Raw genomic sequence first — 16,973 nt, 5'->3', positions numbered from 1 at the left:
CTTTTTGCACATAAGAGTAAATTAAAATACTGAAATACCATGAAATTAACTGGTTTTGCGATTTATGATAAAATAACTGGTAGAAGTTGACATGAATTAGGAGGTAAACCGTTATGTACTTAATGAAAGACATAACTCGAGAGGGAAATCCTGTGTTACGGGAACAAAGTCAACCCGTTAAATTTCCACTTAGCGATGAAGATCGTAAATTAGGCGAAAAAATGATGAATTACTTGGAAGTTAGTCAGGATCCTGAACAATGTAACAAATACCATTTGCGAGCAGGAGTTGGTTTGGCAGCTCCACAAGTTGGACAATCCAAATCAATGGCTGCTGTTTTAACCCCACCAGAAGGCGAAAACCAAAAATCGCCCTTCAAGGCAATTATGATAAATCCAGTTATTATCTCAAACTCCGTTCAACGTGGGGCATTAACTGAAGGTGAAGGATGCTTATCGGTCGATCGTGATGTCCCTGGTTTTGTTCCGAGGGCAGACCGTGTTACGATTAAATATCAAGATTTGAACGGTAAAGTTCATCAAGTCAGGTTAAAACACTACCCAGCCATCATTGCTCAACATGAAATTGATCATCTTCACGGAACTCTGTTTTACGATCATATCGACAAAGATGATCCATTTTCCAAAACCGAAGATGAAGTATTTTTTGATTAATATTGTTTTTTTGTGGGAGACGTTACTACGTCTCCCTTTCTTTTTCATTTAACTTATCCAAATCACTTAAATATTCATGAGTTGCAGGATTAATAACATTGGCTACATCAAAAACCATTACGCTTTTGTTCAACCAACAGTCAGTCACAATCAACGTTTTTTTATGATTGGAATCAATAAAACCATCTGAAATGGCATATTCAGATAGTTTTTGATTAAAAAGGTCCCGTAAGAGATCCGCATCATCATAGCCCTCTTTTACAACGCAACGATATTCAAAAACCATCACTCCCCTACCCCAGAAATCAGACAGTACTTGTGACCCAACGTAACTTTGCACAATTTCACGTTTGTCTTCAACCTCAAAGTATTTGACCACTTTATAGATTTCGCCATCAACGCTATGCTTCATTTTTAACTGATACCTTTTGGTTGGTAGAGTGACAAAAAAATAGTGCAAACAGTTATAAATTAAAAAAGCAACGACAATTGCAACGACCAATTCTAAAAATATTTTCACTGTTCTTCTCCCATTATTGATTATTAGGTAAATTTATAGATCAATTCTAACATGAAACATGTTTGTCGATTCACATGATTCTATACTTATTTACCATAATATGCTAAAATATGATTAATTGTTGCGTTCCTGCAACCTAATGTACGAAAAATAACATTAAATCAACAAAAAAGGAGTAATTATATTGATTTACAAGGTTTTATATCAAGATGAAAATAATTCTAACCCTAAACGTGAAGCAACTAAAACGATTTACTTAGAAGCTAAAACCGTTGCTGACGTTAGAACTAAACTTGAACAACACACAAAGTACAACATTGAATTCATTGAACCGCTCGAAGGGAAGCACCTTGAATTTGAAAAAAATGATCCCGGTTTTAAAATTACGGAGTTTAACTAGTTATGAAGAAATTAAACATCAAAAATAACGAAACTGCTATTTATGGTGTTGGTGGACTCGGAGAAATTGGTAAGAATACTTATGGTGTACAATTCCAGGATGAAATCATCTTAATTGATGCTGGAATCAAGTTCCCAGAAGATGATCAATTGGGAATTGACTATGTCATCCCAGATTATCAGTACTTAATTGATAATAAGGACAAAATTAAGGCACTTGTAATCACCCATGGTCATGAAGATCATATCGGTGGTGTGCCCTTTCTTTTAAAGGTTCTCAACGTTCCAATTTACGCTGGCCCGCTAGCATTAGCATTAATCAAAAACAAATTGGAAGAGCACGGCTTGTTAAAACAGGCTGAACTTCACGAGATTAATGATAAGTCAGTTTTGAAATTCAAAAAGACGAGTGTTTCTTTTTTTAGAACCACTCATTCAATACCAGATACAATGGGAGTCGCTGTTCATACGCCTGACGGTGTCATTGTGGAAACGGGAGATTATAAGTTCGATCTCACGCCTGTCACTAATCAGCCGCCTGATTTACAAGCCATGGCCAAACTGGGTGAGGAAGGTGTACTCTGTTTGATGGCTGACAGTACCAATGCCGAAAAGCCGGTCTGGACTAAGTCAGAAAAATGGGTTGGAAAATCCGTTCGTCATATTTTTGACGAGGTCAAGGGCCGTATTATTTTTGCTACCTTTGCTTCCAACCTCTCAAGAATTAAAACGGCTATTGATACAGCACTAGCTCATGATCGTAAAATTGCTGTATTTGGTAGAAGTATGGAAGCAGCCATTGTCAATGGTAGAAAGCTTGGTTACCTAGACGTTCCTGACAGTGCCTTCGTCGATGCTCAAGAGTTAAAGCACTTACCGGCAGATAAGGTTATGATCCTGTGTACCGGCTCTCAAGGTGAACCCATGGCTGCTTTGGCTCGAATTGCTAACGGAACTCACCGACAAATTTCGATTCAACCAGGTGATACGGTTGTCTTTTCAAGTAACCCAATTCCAGGTAACACATTAAGTGTCAACCGGGTCATTAATGAGCTTGAAGAAGACGGCGCTAAAGTCATCCACGGTAAGATTAATAACATTCATACTTCTGGACACGGTGGCCAAGAAGAAGAAAAACTAATGCTTCGTTTAATGAAGCCAAAGTTCTTTGTTCCGATCCATGGGGAATACCGAATGTTAAAGATCCACACTAAACTTGCGCAAGAATGTGGGGTCCCTGCCGACCATTGTTTTATCCTAAAAAATGGCGAAGTACTTGCTTTAACAAAAGATAGTGCTCGTGTTGCTGGATACTTCAATGCTGGTGATGTTTATATTGATGGCAATGGCGTTGGAAATATTGGAGACAAAGTCCTAAGAGATCGTCAACTTCTTTCAGAAGAAGGTTTAGTAGTGGTGGTTGCTACCATCAACTTAAAGAACCAGGAAATCCAATCTGGTCCTGACCTTCTCTCACGTGGATTCGTTTATATGCGCGAATCAGGTGAATTACTTGATGAAGGACGAAAGTTAGTCTTTAGAACCATCCGTCGTGCCATGAAGAATAAAAATGCAGACGAAAAATCAATTAGTAAAGCAATTGTCAATGATTTATCAAACTTCTTATATGAAAAAACACAAAGAAGTCCCCTAATCTTGCCAATGCTAATCATGAACAATTAACAATAAGGGCTGAATCCAATTGTTTGGATTTCAGCCCTTATTTTAGTCTCATATATTATTATTAGTCTTAATAACAAAAAGGTACGCTTAGTAAGCATACCTTTTTTAATTATTTATACTTAACGATTTTGTCAATTTCATCTAATTCATCTTGAGTAAAGTCAAGATTATCTAATGCCTTCAGGTTATCATCTAAATGATCGACTTTTGACGCACCAGTGACCACACTGGCAATCGTTGGATCGTGTAATAGCCATGCTAATGACATTTGGGCAAGTGTCTGGTCACGATTCTGTGCAATATCGTTTAATTTATTTAGTTTATTAACAGCACTTTCATCACCATTAGCCAAAATAAACTTGTTAGTCTTATGCAATTTAATGTTACTTGGAATTCCCTTTAGATACTTACTAGTCAAAAGGCCCTCTGCCAAAGGACCGTAAGCAATAAAGCCATCATGATTATCTGCTAAGGTCTTAAGGGTCCCATCATCTTCAGGCTCTCGATTAAGCATATTATATGAACTCTGGTTAACTACAAACGGAGTCTTCAGTTCCTTAAATAATTTAATCATTTCAGCAGTCTGATGGCCATCATAATTAGAAATTCCAATGTAAAGTGCTTTACCTGCACGAACTAATCCATCAAGGGCTTCAGCAGTCTCTTCTAATCGAGTATTAGGATCAAATCGATGGGTATAATAAATATCCACATAATCAAGTCCCATTCTTTGAAGACTTTGATCTAGCGCAGTAACGAGGGTCTTCTTTGAAGAATAGTTACCATAAACACCTGGCCACATATGAAATCCAGCTTTAGTGGTGATAATTAATTCATCACGGTAAGGCTTTAAATCGCGTCGATAAACTTGGCCAAACATTCTTTCAGCAGCACCTGAACCGGGCCCATAGTTATTAGCTAGATCAAAGCTAAAGATTCCCTTGTTGAAAGCATGGAGCATTACCTTTTCACTATCTTTAAAATTAGCATCGTCACCGAAGCTGTGCCACATTCCAAATGATAATGCGGGTAACTGCAGTCCCGTTGTTCCTGCACGTCTTACTTTCATATTATCGTAACGATCATCTTTTGCTCTAAATACCATTAGAATCCCTCCAAATTTATATTACTTAAACAATTTACTTGTTGATTGTTCGTTCTCAATTAATTTTAAGGCATCACCAATCAGCTTGCCAACTGAAACGATCACCATTTTGTCAACTCTCTTATTCTGTGGAACGACAATGGAATCGGAAACGATCACCTGTTTAATGGCTGGATCGGAAAGATTTTGTCTCGCTTCTTCAGTAAGAACCGGATGAGTAGCAACTACATAAACCGCTTTTGCTCCCGCATTCATAATCGCTTGAGCAGTGATTTTCATCTTCTCACCCGTCACAATCATATCATCAACAACAATTGCCTTTTTACCCTTTACATCACCAATAATCGTACTAGGAACCTGACTTAGATCCTCAGGATTTCGATTATCAACAATTGCAATCGGAAGGTTCAAGTAGCCAGCCATTCCTCGTGCCTTGGCGACACTATTATAATCGGGTGAAACCACAACGGCGTCATTACTAATATCATGTTCTTTTAGGTAATTACCCATTAACTCAAGTGACCGCAAGTGATCCACTGGGATATCAAAAAATCCCTGAATTTGTGCCGCATGCAAATCAAGAGTAATGACTCGATCTACCGCACTAGATTCAAGAAAAGTAGCAATTAATTTTGCAGTAATTGGTTCTCTTGAACGCGCTTTTCGGTCAGATCTTGAATATCCATAGTACGGGATTACCACGTTAATAGTATGGGGACTAGTTCTTCGAACCGCATCAATCATAATCATCAGTTCCATCAAATTATCATTAACAGGATCAGAAAGCGATTGAACGATGTACACATCATCTCCACGAATACTTTCATCAATTGAAATTTGAATTTCACCATCACTAAAATGATTGATGGTTGCTTTACCAAGGTCCATTCCACTATATTCAGAAATCTTTTCTGCTAACGGACGATTCGAATTCAACGCAAATATCTTTGCCGACTTTTTTTCTTTTTTTGTTTTCACCATCAAGTTTCCCCTCATAACCAACTAATTACTACCTACATTATAATCGAATTTAATTCATTTATCATTATTAAAATTTTGAGGGGTAATTCCCTGCATCCCAATCATGGGATCAATTGTATTTTCAATAATCTGATCCTCCGATAAAATAAAATCTGAGGGAGTTTTCTTTTTAAAAGTCGGTCTACCCTTTTTTGAATTTCCAATTACCTTTGGAGTAAACTCTTCGTCAATCACGTATTGTAACCGTTGCTTCAAAGTCGTTTTCCGATTAACCGATTCATTTTCAATACATTCTTCAAATGAATTTGGATCTCCAATCATAATCAACATTTTCGAAGCTCTAGTAACTGCAGTATACAATAAATTCCTTTTAAGCATCCTCTTATACTGAGGAACAATCGGTAAGATAACCATTTCAAACTCACTACCCTGAGCTTTATGAATCGAGGTACAGTAGGCAAGTGTTAACTGATTCCAGTCATTTCGAGTATAGGTAACCTCATTTTGATCAAACGCAATGACCAGTTTATCTAGATAATGCTTATTATCGCTATTAACTTCAATTCCAACGACTTTACCAATATCACCGTTAAAAATGTTATTCTCAGGGACATTTACAAGTTGAAGAACCTTATCGCCAATTCGATAAGTGGTTCCCCTAAAGTCAACTTCTTTCTGAGAGTCAGCCGTTTTAGGATTCATAATGTTTTGAATCTCAACGTTTAAACGATCAATCCCTGCAGTTCCACGATACATTGGAGCCAGTACTTGTACATCTGTAGAACTAAATCCTTTCGTTTTGGCCTTATTAACAATCTGCTTAATTACCGAATCAACTTGTTGGGTATTACAATTAATAAAGCTACGATCCCTTTGGTTTTTTAAAAGTGTTTTGGGCATCTCACCATTCTTGATATCATGGGCTAATTCTACAATGGTTGATCCGTCATTTTGACGGTGAATTTGGTTTAATTCCACGCTAGGAATTGTGTGAGAACGGAGTAAATCATAAAAAACCTGACCGGGACCAACCGACGGTAACTGATCTTTATCACCAACAAAGATCACCTTCATACCGTTTGGAACCGCCTGGCATAAAATTTTAAATAAGTCTGTATCCACCATCGACATTTCATCAACGATTAACAAACCACCCTCCAAATCATTGGCAGCTTCTTCATCGCCATGACCAGTAAGACCTAGCAAGCGATGAATGGTACTGGCAGGAATTTTAGTTGACTCACTCATTTTCTTGGCAGCTCGCCCAGTAGGAGCTGCTAATAATACCGGATATGCTTGTTCTTTATAGTCATTAATATCTAAAGATAAATCATTAGCTTTGGCAAACGTTCTAACAATTCCGTTGATAATAGTCGTTTTCCCAGTTCCAGGACCACCAGTAAGCAAAAATGCAGGGTTTATCATTGCTTCATTAATGGCTTTTTTCTGAGAGTCGTCATACTCAATTCCGACCTCACTCTCAACTTTGCCAATTATCTTAGAAAAATCATTAGGTTGATCCTCCCCCTTTTTGCCACCCTGCTCAATTCGCTTGATGTTTTCAGCAATGCGTATCTCGTCATCGTATAGATTTTTTAAATAAATTTTATCTTCATCAACGACAATTTTTTGGTCTTTAGCTAAATCATATAATTCTTCACCTAACTTCTTATCGTCAATACTCTGCGTTCGATCGGTTTCAAGAATTCGAGTGCTTTCTTGCATCAATTCTCTAGTGTCAGAATACGTATTACCACTTTTAATGGATAAAGAGTCAAGAGCTGTCAGTAATCCGGCACGCAACCGTCCTTTATCGTTGTAATCTACTCCAACCTTATTCGCAATTCGATCAGCACGCTTAAAGCTAATTCCAGAAATATCTTCAACGAGTTGGTAAGGATTATTCTTAATGACTTCTAAAGCCTGCTCTTTATACTTTTTAAAGATGGCAGAAGCTAAGCTACTGCCGAAGCCATAACTATTCAGCCCAACGATGGTTTGTTCAACCCCATTATTTTCGTGAATTGCTTTTGTAATTACATCCTTTTGCTTCTTGGTTAATCCAACTGAATTTAAAACCGCCGGGTTTTCTAAAACCTTCTCAATTAAATTCGTTCCCAATTTGCTAACAACTTTTTCGGCAGTCTTCGGCCCGATACCAGTAAATTCATCACTTGATAAATAATTAACCAAACCCTTTTTGGAAGTTTGACCAACCCGCTCGTAATTTTCAGCTTGAAATTGCTTTCCATACTTAGGATGGTCAACCAACTTCCCAATAAAACGATAGGTGACATCATCACTAATATCCGCAAAGTTACCAGTGATAACAATTTCATCTTCATGCCAATCTACATTGGTTTCATTAACCTTTACCAGCAAAACTTTGTAGAAACTATCTGAACTTTCAAAAAAAGTTGTCTGAACTTGTCCCTTCACAAATGGTTGCTCGTTTTGAGATGAATTATTCAATTTTTCGTTCGTTTGAAATAAATCCATGGATTCAGACAATTATTTTCTCCTATTTTTTGGAATCATTTGGTTTCGAGTCATCAGGGTGCTCATTTTTTTGTTTATTTAATTGAACGACTTTTTCAATGTCTTTTATCTGACTTTGTTTGGCATCAAAATTTTTCTTATCGTACTTTTCGGCTTTCTTGAAATAATCATCAAATGGTTCACCAATCACCATCGCAATTAATCCCCGATCGAAATTAGCTTTCCCATCATTTGGATTACTTTTTAGAACTCGATCGTAAAAATCGGCTGCTTGATCGAAATCACCAAGTGCCATTAGGCACTCCCCCATCATTCGATTAATTTCAGAATCTTGCTTTGCTAATTCTTGAGCCGTTAATAAAAACACTAAAGCTCTCTTATAGTCCTTTTTCCCCATATAACTTTGAGCCAACATCACGTAAGCGTCTTTTTTTAACTCAGGATCATTCACCTGCTGAAACTGTTGAATGGCTTTTTCATATTCACCAGCAGAATAATATACGTTACCTAAACCATATAACAGCGTGCTTTTTGCTTTTTTATTTGAATCGCCAAATAAACCCAAAGCCTTCATTAATAACTCTTCAGCCTGGGTATAACTTTTAAGCTCAACTAAAAACACACTTAAATCATAGTAAGTTCGGTAGTCCTTGGGGTGATCATCAATATCTTTTACTAACTTATGAAGTGTTTCTTCCGCTTGCTTTTGACGGGGATCTTCCGTTGGTTTATTTTCTCGTCCATTATCTGTCATAGCCATCCTCCTATTACACTAAATCTGATTTTTCAACTTTCCTGTCTAAATAACTGGTGTTATTCCAATCCACCAATCGATACGTTTTTCCATGATTACTAGTTTCAATAACGGTAGTACTTGTATTAGCCAATCCACCACGCTTACGTAAGTCTTTTAGTGGGACCCCTAATAATGAATTAATCAAAGCATTTAGAGCTGCTCCATGACTAACAATTAAAATATTATCGTTACTATTGTAATTTTGCGTAATTTCACCAATTTTACTTTGCATTCGTTTAATTAATGCAGGGAAATCCTCCCCACCAATTGCTTCAGGACGATATTGATCTGGATGGTTACGAAAGGCATCAAATTCTTCTGGGAATTTCTTTTGCACATCAGTAAATTTCATTCCTTCCATCTTACCGAGATGAAACTCTTCCAAGCGACTGTCCAGTGAAATGGAGACTGGAGATTTTAACCATTTTTGAATATGGAAAGCGGTAATTCGTGCTCTTTTGATAGGGCTTGCATAAATATGTGCAAATTGAACACCCGAAAGAAATTTACCCGCTTGATCCATTTCATGGTAACTTTCGTCAAGAAGCGGTGAATCACCTCCGGCACCTTGATACCTACTTTCAAGATTCCATTCGGTCTTCCCATGTCTCACAAAATAAAGTCTCATTTAAATCCCTCACACACATTGATATAGCTTTATTATGCCAGTTTAGAATTAAATTATCAAAAAAGTCCGACTCAAAACGAGTCGAACTTTGTTTAAATATTATACATATTGTAGTTCATGATCATTTTTAAACGCGGCATCAATCGTAGCGGTTCCTAAACATTCTTGACCGTCATAAAAAACCACTGCCTGTCCGGGAGTAATTGACCGAACTGGTTCATCAAAAGTTACCTTAACATGATTATTATCGTCATCAATATGAACGGTAACCCCAGTATCCTTTTGACGATACCTAAACTTAGCCGTGCAGTGAAAATCATTTCCTCGCGTATTGGAATCAATCCAAGAAAGACCAGAAGCAGTTAAATAATCAGCATATAAATGTTCATTGTCATAACCCTTTCCAACGTACAGAATATTCTTAGAAAGATCCTTACCAACAACAAACCAAGGTCGATTATCATAACCATCTCCACCAATACCGAGACCTTTCCTCTGACCAATTGTATAATACATCAGCCCATTATGATGACCCTTAACTTCACCATCAAAGGTCATCATTTTACCTGGTTTAGCAGGAAGATATTTGCTAAGAAAATTATTAAAGTTGTTTGGACCAATGAAACAAACTCCCATTGAATCCTTTTTGTCGGCTACCCAAAGGTTAGCTTCTTTAGCAATTTTTCTAACCTCAGGTTTAGTCATCCCACCAACTGGAAACATTACTCGATCCAGTTGATCCGCTGAAAGTTGACTTAAAAAGTAAGTTTGATCTTTATTAAGATCTGTAGAACGTAATAAGTGGTTGTGTCCCTCTTTATCACGTTTCAACTGAGCATAATGCCCCATTGCAATATAATCGGCACCAAGATCCATTGCATACTCGAGAAAAGCTTTGTACTTAATCTCAGTATTACAAATTACATCAGGATTAGGAGTACGTCCGCGTTTGTATTCCGCTAAGAAATACTTGAAGACTCGGTCCCAATACTCATGTTCAAAGTTAACAGAATAATATGGGATGCCGATTTCGTTAGCAACATGAGCAACGTCCTTGTAGTCTTCAGTAGCGGTACAAACACCATCAGCATCGGTGTCATCCCAGTTCTTCATGAAGACTCCAACCACATCGTATCCCTGTTGTTTTAAGAGGTAGGCGGCAACTGAAGAGTCAACACCACCACTCATACCAACAACAACACGTGTTTTACTGTTATCTTGCATAACATCACCATCATTCTTTAGATTCTGAAAATCTACGATTTGAAGGTCGCAATTCCAGTATTTACTATCATACTCTACTAACTAACATTCCTGCAACTTTTCACTCTTCTACACTTTTTGAAATACTTTTCTTAAAATCATATTCTGCATAATGAAATTAAACTGATCACGTTCTTCTTGATGATTATCATTAGAAAAGATATCCACATCATTCATTTCATTACCATCAACGACTGCCATCTTAAATTCACTCATATCAGAATTAATTGTAATCTTAAGCTTGATCGCCCTTTTATTGAATGGAGACTCTGGGTCAATGGATTTCTTATAGGAAAAATTACCACTTTTAGTGGTGTTAAAACCAAGGTCAAGTAAAGTGTATTGTTTGATTTCTGGGTTTAACTCATATTTGTCAGTTCCACCCTTTAACTGGACTACCTTTGAAAATGCCATTACTTCTTGTTTCCCTTCTTCAAGCGATGAACAATCGCCGTAATCTCAGTAACTAATTTTTGAATGTCTTCATCAGTGGTATATGCCCCAAAACTAACTCGAATGGATTCTGAAAGTCTAGGACTATCTTTTCCAAACATTGCAGTTAAAACATGAGAAGGTTCTAAACTACCAGCGGTACATGCTGATCCACCCGACACGGCAATCCCAGCTAAATCCAAATTAGTCTGCATAACATAGGTAGAAATTCCCTTGATCCAAATGTTTAAGACGTGTGGCAGGGTATTATCACTCATCGATCCGTTTACGTCGATGTCAATCCCGTTATTAGTTAATCCATCAACCACTTCGCGCTTAAATCGCCTAAAATCTTCTCTTCGTTGCTTTTTCTTTTCACTAGGAAGTTTTCTAACGGCCGTCGCAAATCCTGATATTTGGGGAATATTTTCGGTTCCGGCACGTCGTTTGTCTTCCTGATCGCCACCCATAATATAACTGGTAAAATTAATTCCATTTCGTCGATACAAAAAACCAATCATTTTTGGACCATTTAACTTATGAGCCGATGTAGATAGTAAATCAATATGATCCCTTTTGACATCAATATCAAGTAAACCATAAGCTTGCACAGCATCAGTATGAAACCAAGCCTGATGATCTTTAAGTAGTTCCCCAATTTCATGAATCGGATTCTTACTACCCACTTCATTATTTCCCATCATGATTGAAACCAAAATCGTGTCATCATCAAGCGCATTCTTCAGATCAGTTAAAGAAATATTACCTTGCTTGTCAACCGGCAAATAAGTAACTCTAAATCCATGATCTTCTAAATATTTCATTGGTTTTAAAATTGCTTCGTGTTCAATCGAAGTTGTAATAATGTGATTACCAAAACTCTTTCGAGCCTCAGCGGTTCTAATTACTGCCGTGTTATCACTTTCGGTTCCACCACTTGTAAATACGATTTCGTTATCGTCCGCATTAATACTTTTAGCAATCACATGTCGACTATCTTCCAAAATTTCTTTGGATTGTCTCCCAAGCTGATATAGAGTTGAAGCATTTCCAAAATTGTTTTTAAACTTATCATACATATCATCCAGCACTTCGCTGGAGACTGGTGTGGTTGCGGCGTTATCTAAATAGATCTCACCCAATTAAATCATCCCTCTAAGCTTCTTTAGTATTCTTAAATAAATATAATAGCATCTGTGCCGAACGTTTTCCCGCGTCAACAACAAACTCGTCAAAACTCTGATTAGCGTTTTCATCACCAACATCTGACATCGCTCTAATAACGACGTACGGAATATTAAACTGGTGGGCAACTTGTCCTACTGCGGCGCCTTCCATCTCAGCCGATAAGGCGTCTGGAAAGTTTTTCAGAATTTCATCGATCATTTTTTGTCCAGCAATGAATTGATCTCCGGTAACAATCAAACCTCTTTTAGGGTTAATTCCGGTATCTTTTGAAGCATCGGTAATTTTATTAATCCAAGTGTTAGAAGCGTCAAATCGAGCTGGCTGACCGGGTAATTGACCGTATTCATATCCTGCAGCAGTAGCATCAACGTCATGATAAGCAGTTTGAGTAGAGATTACTAAGTCCCCAACGCTCAGTCCTTCCCCAATGCCAGCTGCTGATCCAGAATGAATGATTACATCAACATCAAAATTCTCAAGTAAAAGAGCCGCTGTAATTCCTGCTTCAACTTTGCCAATCCCAGATTTTACTAAGACAACTTTTTGACCATCGATGGTCCCTTCATAAAACTTGATGCCATTAATATCTTTTTCTCTCTCATTTTTTAATGCTAATTTTAAAGATTTAATTTCTTCATCCATTGCACAAATAATTCCAAATGTTTTCATTTTCCCAAATTCTCCTAAATTATCCAACGAATCTCATAATTGCTAGCACGAGCACAATTAATAACAATAATAATAATATAACGACATTCAATCTTCTTCCGAGTCGTTTACGTTTGTACTCAGAAGCATCTTGTCTTTCTCTTTCATATGAGTTCGGTTGATCGGTATAATAATTCCCCGAAGATTCATCGGATTGACCCTTATTAGCACGATGAAACAATCGGTCAAACCAGCTTCGCTTTTTCAAACGGGCATGCCGAGTCTCTTGATTTTCTGATTCATTATCATAACGAGTACGGGGATCTCTTCTCCCGCTATCACCATACATGCGCTGATACTCAGATCTAGTCATTTCAGACCGATCTTTTTCCCTATCATTAACTACCATATATTGACCGCCTATTTCTGCATCAGTTCCCAGTATTGGATTGCCATAATTGTCTTAGCATCAATGATTTTGCCACTTTTCATCATTTGTTTGGCTTCATCTAGCGTATACTCATTAATTTCTAAAAATTCACCAGGATCTCTAGGTAACTTTGTCTTCACTGGGGTTAATCCCTCCACTAAGTACAAATACATATACTCATCAGAAATTCCAACTGATGGATAAAATGAATAAAGCTCTTTAATTTCCTTAGCGTTATATCGAACTTCTTCATTTAATTCCCTTTTAACGGCATGAATCGGTGAATCATTGTCGCGATCATCCAATTTACCTGCAGGGATTTCAATCATCACTTGTTTTGCTGGGGCGCGCCATTGTTTCTCTAAAATCATTTTATTGTCTGAGGTGATTGCAAGCATTGCTACTGATTTACAGTGGTGAATAATCTCTCTAGAGGCCAGCTGTCCATTTGGAAGCTTAACTTGCTGTTCTTCTACTTGAGCAATTGGTCCATTATAAACCGGTTTACTACTAATTACTTTTTCTTCAAAATCCATAATAATCACCTTCCAAAAATAGTTTAACCATAATATAACCCCAATGCAATTGCTTTAATCTTGATGTAAAACCACCTTAGCAGCCTGGAAACCGTGTTGTCCCATGGCTTTTACAAAATCAACTTGATCACCAGGCTTAATTTGCTTTGGATTTCCAGAAATAATTCCAGTAATATGCATGAAAATGTCATCAGAATTAGGAACCTCAATGTACCCAAATCCCTTATCCCTTTCGTAACTTTTAATCGTACCTTTCATTTCGTTTTACCCCTTTGTTAATAAAAAATCGGGATCAAATCCCGATTCCATTACTTTTCTTCAAATCCGTCTGTTGCTGTTTCTGGAAACTCTTCTTTAACAATCTTAGCACAACGACCACAGAACTCTGGGTAATCTTGGTCAGAACCAACATCCTGCTTAATGAGACGACAACGAACACAGGTCTCACCTTTGGCATGCTCTACTTTAATTGCTAAATTATCATCAAATCGATCCGCATCCGAGTCAACTTCATCAATTGATTTAACCTCTAATTGAGAAACCATCAAGATTTGAGCAATATCCACACCTAAATCGTTAAACAGCTTCTTAGTTGCATCATCAACATACAAAGTCAATTTAGCTTCAGACGGTTTACCAATGACTTTACCATCTCGAGCCAGTTCCATGGCTTTCAACACGTTCTTTCTCAACTTCATAAATTGATCCCACTGATGACTAATTTCATCTTCATTGTCAAAGTGCTTAACTTCTGGCATTTCAGCCAACTGAACAAATTCTTCTGGTTCATTTAAGAAATTCCAAATTTCCTCGGTCGTGTGGGGGATGATTGGAGTCATTAATTTCGTTAAAGCAACTAGGACCTCGTATAAAACCGTTTGCATTGAACGGCGTCTGTGACCATTCTTAGGATCAATGTACAAAATATCTTTTGCAAAATCCAAGTAGAAAGCCGACAAATCACTAGTAATAAATGACAGTAACTCCTTGTTAATACTCATGAAATCGTACTTGTTGTAGTCATCTTTAACGTTTTTAATTAATTGATTCAAGCGAAGCATCATGTACTGATCAGCATGGTTCATGTCTTCATACTTAACCGAATCTGATTCTGAATCAAAATCACTTGTATTAGCTAACATATACCGAATTGTATTTCTGATCTTTTTATAACTATCAGAAACGACCTTAAAATTACCCATTGATACCCGTACATCAGCTGAAGTATCAACAGTGGTAACCCACAAACGAACAATGTCAGCTCCCATTTGCTTGATAACATCACTTGGGGCGATCGTATTTCCAAGTGATTTACTCATTTTGTGACCTTTTTTATCCAGGGTAAATCCTTGTGATAAAACATGTTTGTAAGGTGCAATGTCGGCATAGGCAACACTTGTAATCAGACTAGAGTTAAACCAACCACGGTATTGATCGGATCCTTCAACAACGAGATCAGATGGATACGTCAATTCAGGGCGTTCAGCCAAAACGCCCTGATGAGAAGTACCCGAATCGAACCAAACATCCATAATGTCATTTTCTTTGGTAAACTTACCATTTGGTGAATGCTCACTAGTAAATCCGTCTGGTAAAAGATCATTGGCTTCCCTTTCAAACCAAATATCGGAGCCATATTTACCAAACAAACTAGCAACGTGTTCAATCGTCTCATCAGTAATGATTGGTTCTCCATCTTCACCATAGAAAATTGGTAGTGGAACTCCCCAAACTCGCTGTCTAGAAATGACCCAGTCACCACGATCACGAATCATGTTATAGAGTCGCTTTTGTCCCCAATCAGGGTTAAATCCAACCGTATCGATGGCATCCAAGATTTCTTTTCTAATCTTATCAACTGAGGCAAACCACTGTGGGGTAGCACGATAAATGACCGGCTTTTTGGTTCGCCAGTCAAAGGGATAACTATGTTTATAAGGCATGTAATGAATTAACTGTCCCTGTTTTTTTAACTTATCCAAAGCAATTTGGTTAGCATCCTCATAAAAGACGCCTTTAAAATCAGGACCGGCTTCTTTAGTAAGATACCCCTTAGCATTCACGGGTGCAAACACATTCAAGCCGTACTGCATCCCAATGTTATAGTCGTCCTCACCAAACCCAGGAGCAGTGTGAACTAACCCAGTTCCGGAGTCATTAGTAACAAAATCGCCGTTCATTACAACCAATTGACGGTCTTTATCAAACGGATGTTGGGCTTTAATGTTGTTTAAATCCTTCCCTTTGACCGTCTTTAAGGTTTTGATATCTTCCCAGCCGAACATTTCTGCGTCTTTATCAAGCAAATCGGTTCCGATAACATATTTTTTCGGGTCATCATCGTGTTGAATAATCGAATAGTTAAAGTCGGGTTCAACGGTAATTCCCTCAGAACCAGGAATCGTCCAGGGCGTCGTAGTCCAGACAACCATATAAGTATCATCATCTAAAATTCCATTTCCATCAATCACTTTTTCAGCAAAAAATGCCGACGGAGAAGTCACATCATGATACTCAACTTCTGCTTCCGCTAGTGCGGATTCCGATGACCAAGACCAAATTACCGGCTTAAGTCCTTTATAAATCAAGCCTCGATCAGCCATTTTACCAAAAACACGTACTTCAGCCGCTTCATATTCGGGCATTAAAGTAAGGTATGGATTATCCCAGTCCGCTGAAACACCTAAACGTTTGAATTCATCACGCTGTTGGTCAACTTGTTTTAAGGCATAATCGTGACAAAGTTTACGAAAATCATTCGTAGACATCTCTTTGCGATTATAGCCCTTCTTTTTAAGTTGCTGTTCAATTGGTAGTCCATGAGTATCCCATCCCGGAACATAAGGAGCACGGTATCCATTCATGGATTTAAATCGAACAATAATGTCTTTGGTGATTTTATTCATGGCGTGTCCCATATGGATATCACCGTTAGCATACGGAGGTCCATCGTGTAATACAAACGATGGTTTGCCTTCATTCAGTTTTTGCCGTTGTTGATAAAGTTGATTATCTTCCCATACTTTTTCCCGTTCAACCTCTTTAACGGGAAGATTTCCTCTCATTTTAAACTTAGTTTTACCCAAGTTTAGCGTATCCTTAATTCTCATAGTATCCTCCTCAAAATAAAAAGACCTCGCCCTAATAGGGACGAAGTCTTCGTGGTACCACCCAAATTCAAAATTAACAAC

17 protein-coding genes are annotated in these 16,973 nt (G+C 37.7%); 3 read left to right on the top strand and 14 right to left on the bottom strand.

Translation table 11 applies throughout. The annotated features are described in order from the left end of the window. Window positions 1–113 precede the first annotated feature (113 nt). Complete coding sequence (def, locus tag AC6UD0_RS00085) at window positions 114–674, top strand: peptide deformylase (RefSeq protein ID WP_500707759.1); 561 nt, start codon at window positions 114–116, stop codon at window positions 672–674. A 25-nt stretch (window positions 675–699) separates the two neighbouring features. Here the strand turns inward: def and AC6UD0_RS00080 are convergent, their stop codons facing one another. Continuing rightward, complete coding sequence (locus AC6UD0_RS00080; RefSeq protein WP_500693909.1) at window positions 700–1,194, bottom strand: hypothetical protein; 495 nt, start codon at window positions 1,192–1,194, stop codon at window positions 700–702. Window positions 1,195–1,378: 184 nt separating this feature from the next. Here AC6UD0_RS00080 and AC6UD0_RS00075 point away from each other — a divergent pair, with 184 nt between their 5' ends. Both AC6UD0_RS00075 and rnjA read left to right on the top strand, forming a co-directional pair. Continuing rightward, entirely contained in the window at window positions 1,379–1,594 is a 216-nt protein-coding gene (locus AC6UD0_RS00075; RefSeq protein ID WP_500693910.1) for a DNA-directed RNA polymerase subunit epsilon, read from the top strand. 2 nt (window positions 1,595–1,596) lie between these two features. Next, window positions 1,597–3,276 carry a ribonuclease J1 gene (rnjA, locus tag AC6UD0_RS00070; RefSeq protein ID WP_500693911.1) on the top strand — a complete coding sequence of 560 codons (1,680 nt, stop codon included), beginning with the start codon at window positions 1,597–1,599 and terminating at the stop codon, window positions 3,274–3,276. A gap of 109 nt (window positions 3,277–3,385) precedes the next feature. On the opposite strand, the gene AC6UD0_RS00065 is transcribed toward rnjA, so the two are convergent. The 13 genes from AC6UD0_RS00065 to ileS all read right to left on the bottom strand — a co-directional run bounded on the left by AC6UD0_RS00065 (window position 3,386) and on the right by ileS (window position 16,892). Continuing rightward, window positions 3,386–4,381: an aldo/keto reductase gene (locus AC6UD0_RS00065; protein WP_500693912.1), complete on the bottom strand. Its 996-nt coding sequence runs from the start codon at window positions 4,379–4,381 to the stop codon at window positions 3,386–3,388. A 21-nt stretch (window positions 4,382–4,402) separates the two neighbouring features. Beyond that, window positions 4,403–5,362, bottom strand: coding sequence for a ribose-phosphate diphosphokinase (locus AC6UD0_RS00060; RefSeq protein WP_500696602.1), 960 nt, complete (start codon window positions 5,360–5,362; stop codon window positions 4,403–4,405). Between the two features lie 54 nt (window positions 5,363–5,416). Further along, window positions 5,417–7,873: an SF1B family DNA helicase RecD2 gene (gene recD2, locus AC6UD0_RS00055; RefSeq protein WP_500699394.1), complete on the bottom strand. Its 2,457-nt coding sequence runs from the start codon at window positions 7,871–7,873 to the stop codon at window positions 5,417–5,419. Between the two features lie 10 nt (window positions 7,874–7,883). Then, window positions 7,884–8,615: a tetratricopeptide repeat protein gene (locus AC6UD0_RS00050; RefSeq protein WP_500693915.1), complete on the bottom strand. Its 732-nt coding sequence runs from the start codon at window positions 8,613–8,615 to the stop codon at window positions 7,884–7,886. A gap of 13 nt (window positions 8,616–8,628) precedes the next feature. After that, window positions 8,629–9,285: a histidine phosphatase family protein gene (locus AC6UD0_RS00045; RefSeq protein ID WP_500699391.1), complete on the bottom strand. Its 657-nt coding sequence runs from the start codon at window positions 9,283–9,285 to the stop codon at window positions 8,629–8,631. 99 nt (window positions 9,286–9,384) lie between these two features. Further along, window positions 9,385–10,509, bottom strand: coding sequence for a tRNA 2-thiouridine(34) synthase MnmA (gene mnmA, locus AC6UD0_RS00040; protein ID WP_500693917.1), 1,125 nt, complete (start codon window positions 10,507–10,509; stop codon window positions 9,385–9,387). Window positions 10,510–10,617: 108 nt separating this feature from the next. Beyond that, the gene (locus AC6UD0_RS00035; RefSeq protein ID WP_500693918.1) at window positions 10,618–10,962 is read right to left on the bottom strand and encodes a DUF1831 domain-containing protein; all 345 of its coding nucleotides are present in this window, start codon (window positions 10,960–10,962) and stop codon (window positions 10,618–10,620) included. Continuing rightward, window positions 10,962–12,122, bottom strand: coding sequence for a cysteine desulfurase family protein (locus AC6UD0_RS00030; protein ID WP_500699389.1), 1,161 nt, complete (start codon window positions 12,120–12,122; stop codon window positions 10,962–10,964). The genes AC6UD0_RS00035 and AC6UD0_RS00030 overlap by 1 nt, the downstream gene beginning before the upstream one ends. 13 nt (window positions 12,123–12,135) lie before the next feature. After that, a complete protein-coding gene (locus AC6UD0_RS00025; RefSeq protein ID WP_500699387.1) occupies window positions 12,136–12,837 on the bottom strand; it encodes a 5'-methylthioadenosine/adenosylhomocysteine nucleosidase in 702 nt (233 codons plus the stop codon). Between the two features lie 19 nt (window positions 12,838–12,856). Continuing rightward, window positions 12,857–13,225, bottom strand: a complete 369-nt coding sequence (locus AC6UD0_RS00020; protein ID WP_500699385.1) for a hypothetical protein — start codon at window positions 13,223–13,225, stop codon at window positions 12,857–12,859. An 11-nt stretch (window positions 13,226–13,236) separates the two neighbouring features. Further along, entirely contained in the window at window positions 13,237–13,782 is a 546-nt protein-coding gene (locus AC6UD0_RS00015) for an NUDIX hydrolase (protein ID WP_500693922.1), read from the bottom strand. Between the two features lie 54 nt (window positions 13,783–13,836). Continuing rightward, window positions 13,837–14,040: a cold-shock protein gene (locus AC6UD0_RS00010; RefSeq protein ID WP_500693923.1), complete on the bottom strand. Its 204-nt coding sequence runs from the start codon at window positions 14,038–14,040 to the stop codon at window positions 13,837–13,839. A gap of 50 nt (window positions 14,041–14,090) precedes the next feature. Continuing rightward, a complete protein-coding gene (gene ileS, locus AC6UD0_RS00005) occupies window positions 14,091–16,892 on the bottom strand; it encodes an isoleucine--tRNA ligase (protein WP_500707757.1) in 2,802 nt (933 codons plus the stop codon). Window positions 16,893–16,973: the final 81 nt, after the last annotated feature.

The sequence above is a fragment of the Fructilactobacillus sp. X7R9C1 genome (genome assembly GCF_059901005.1).
This window is presented reverse-complemented; position numbering and strand designations above follow the sequence as displayed.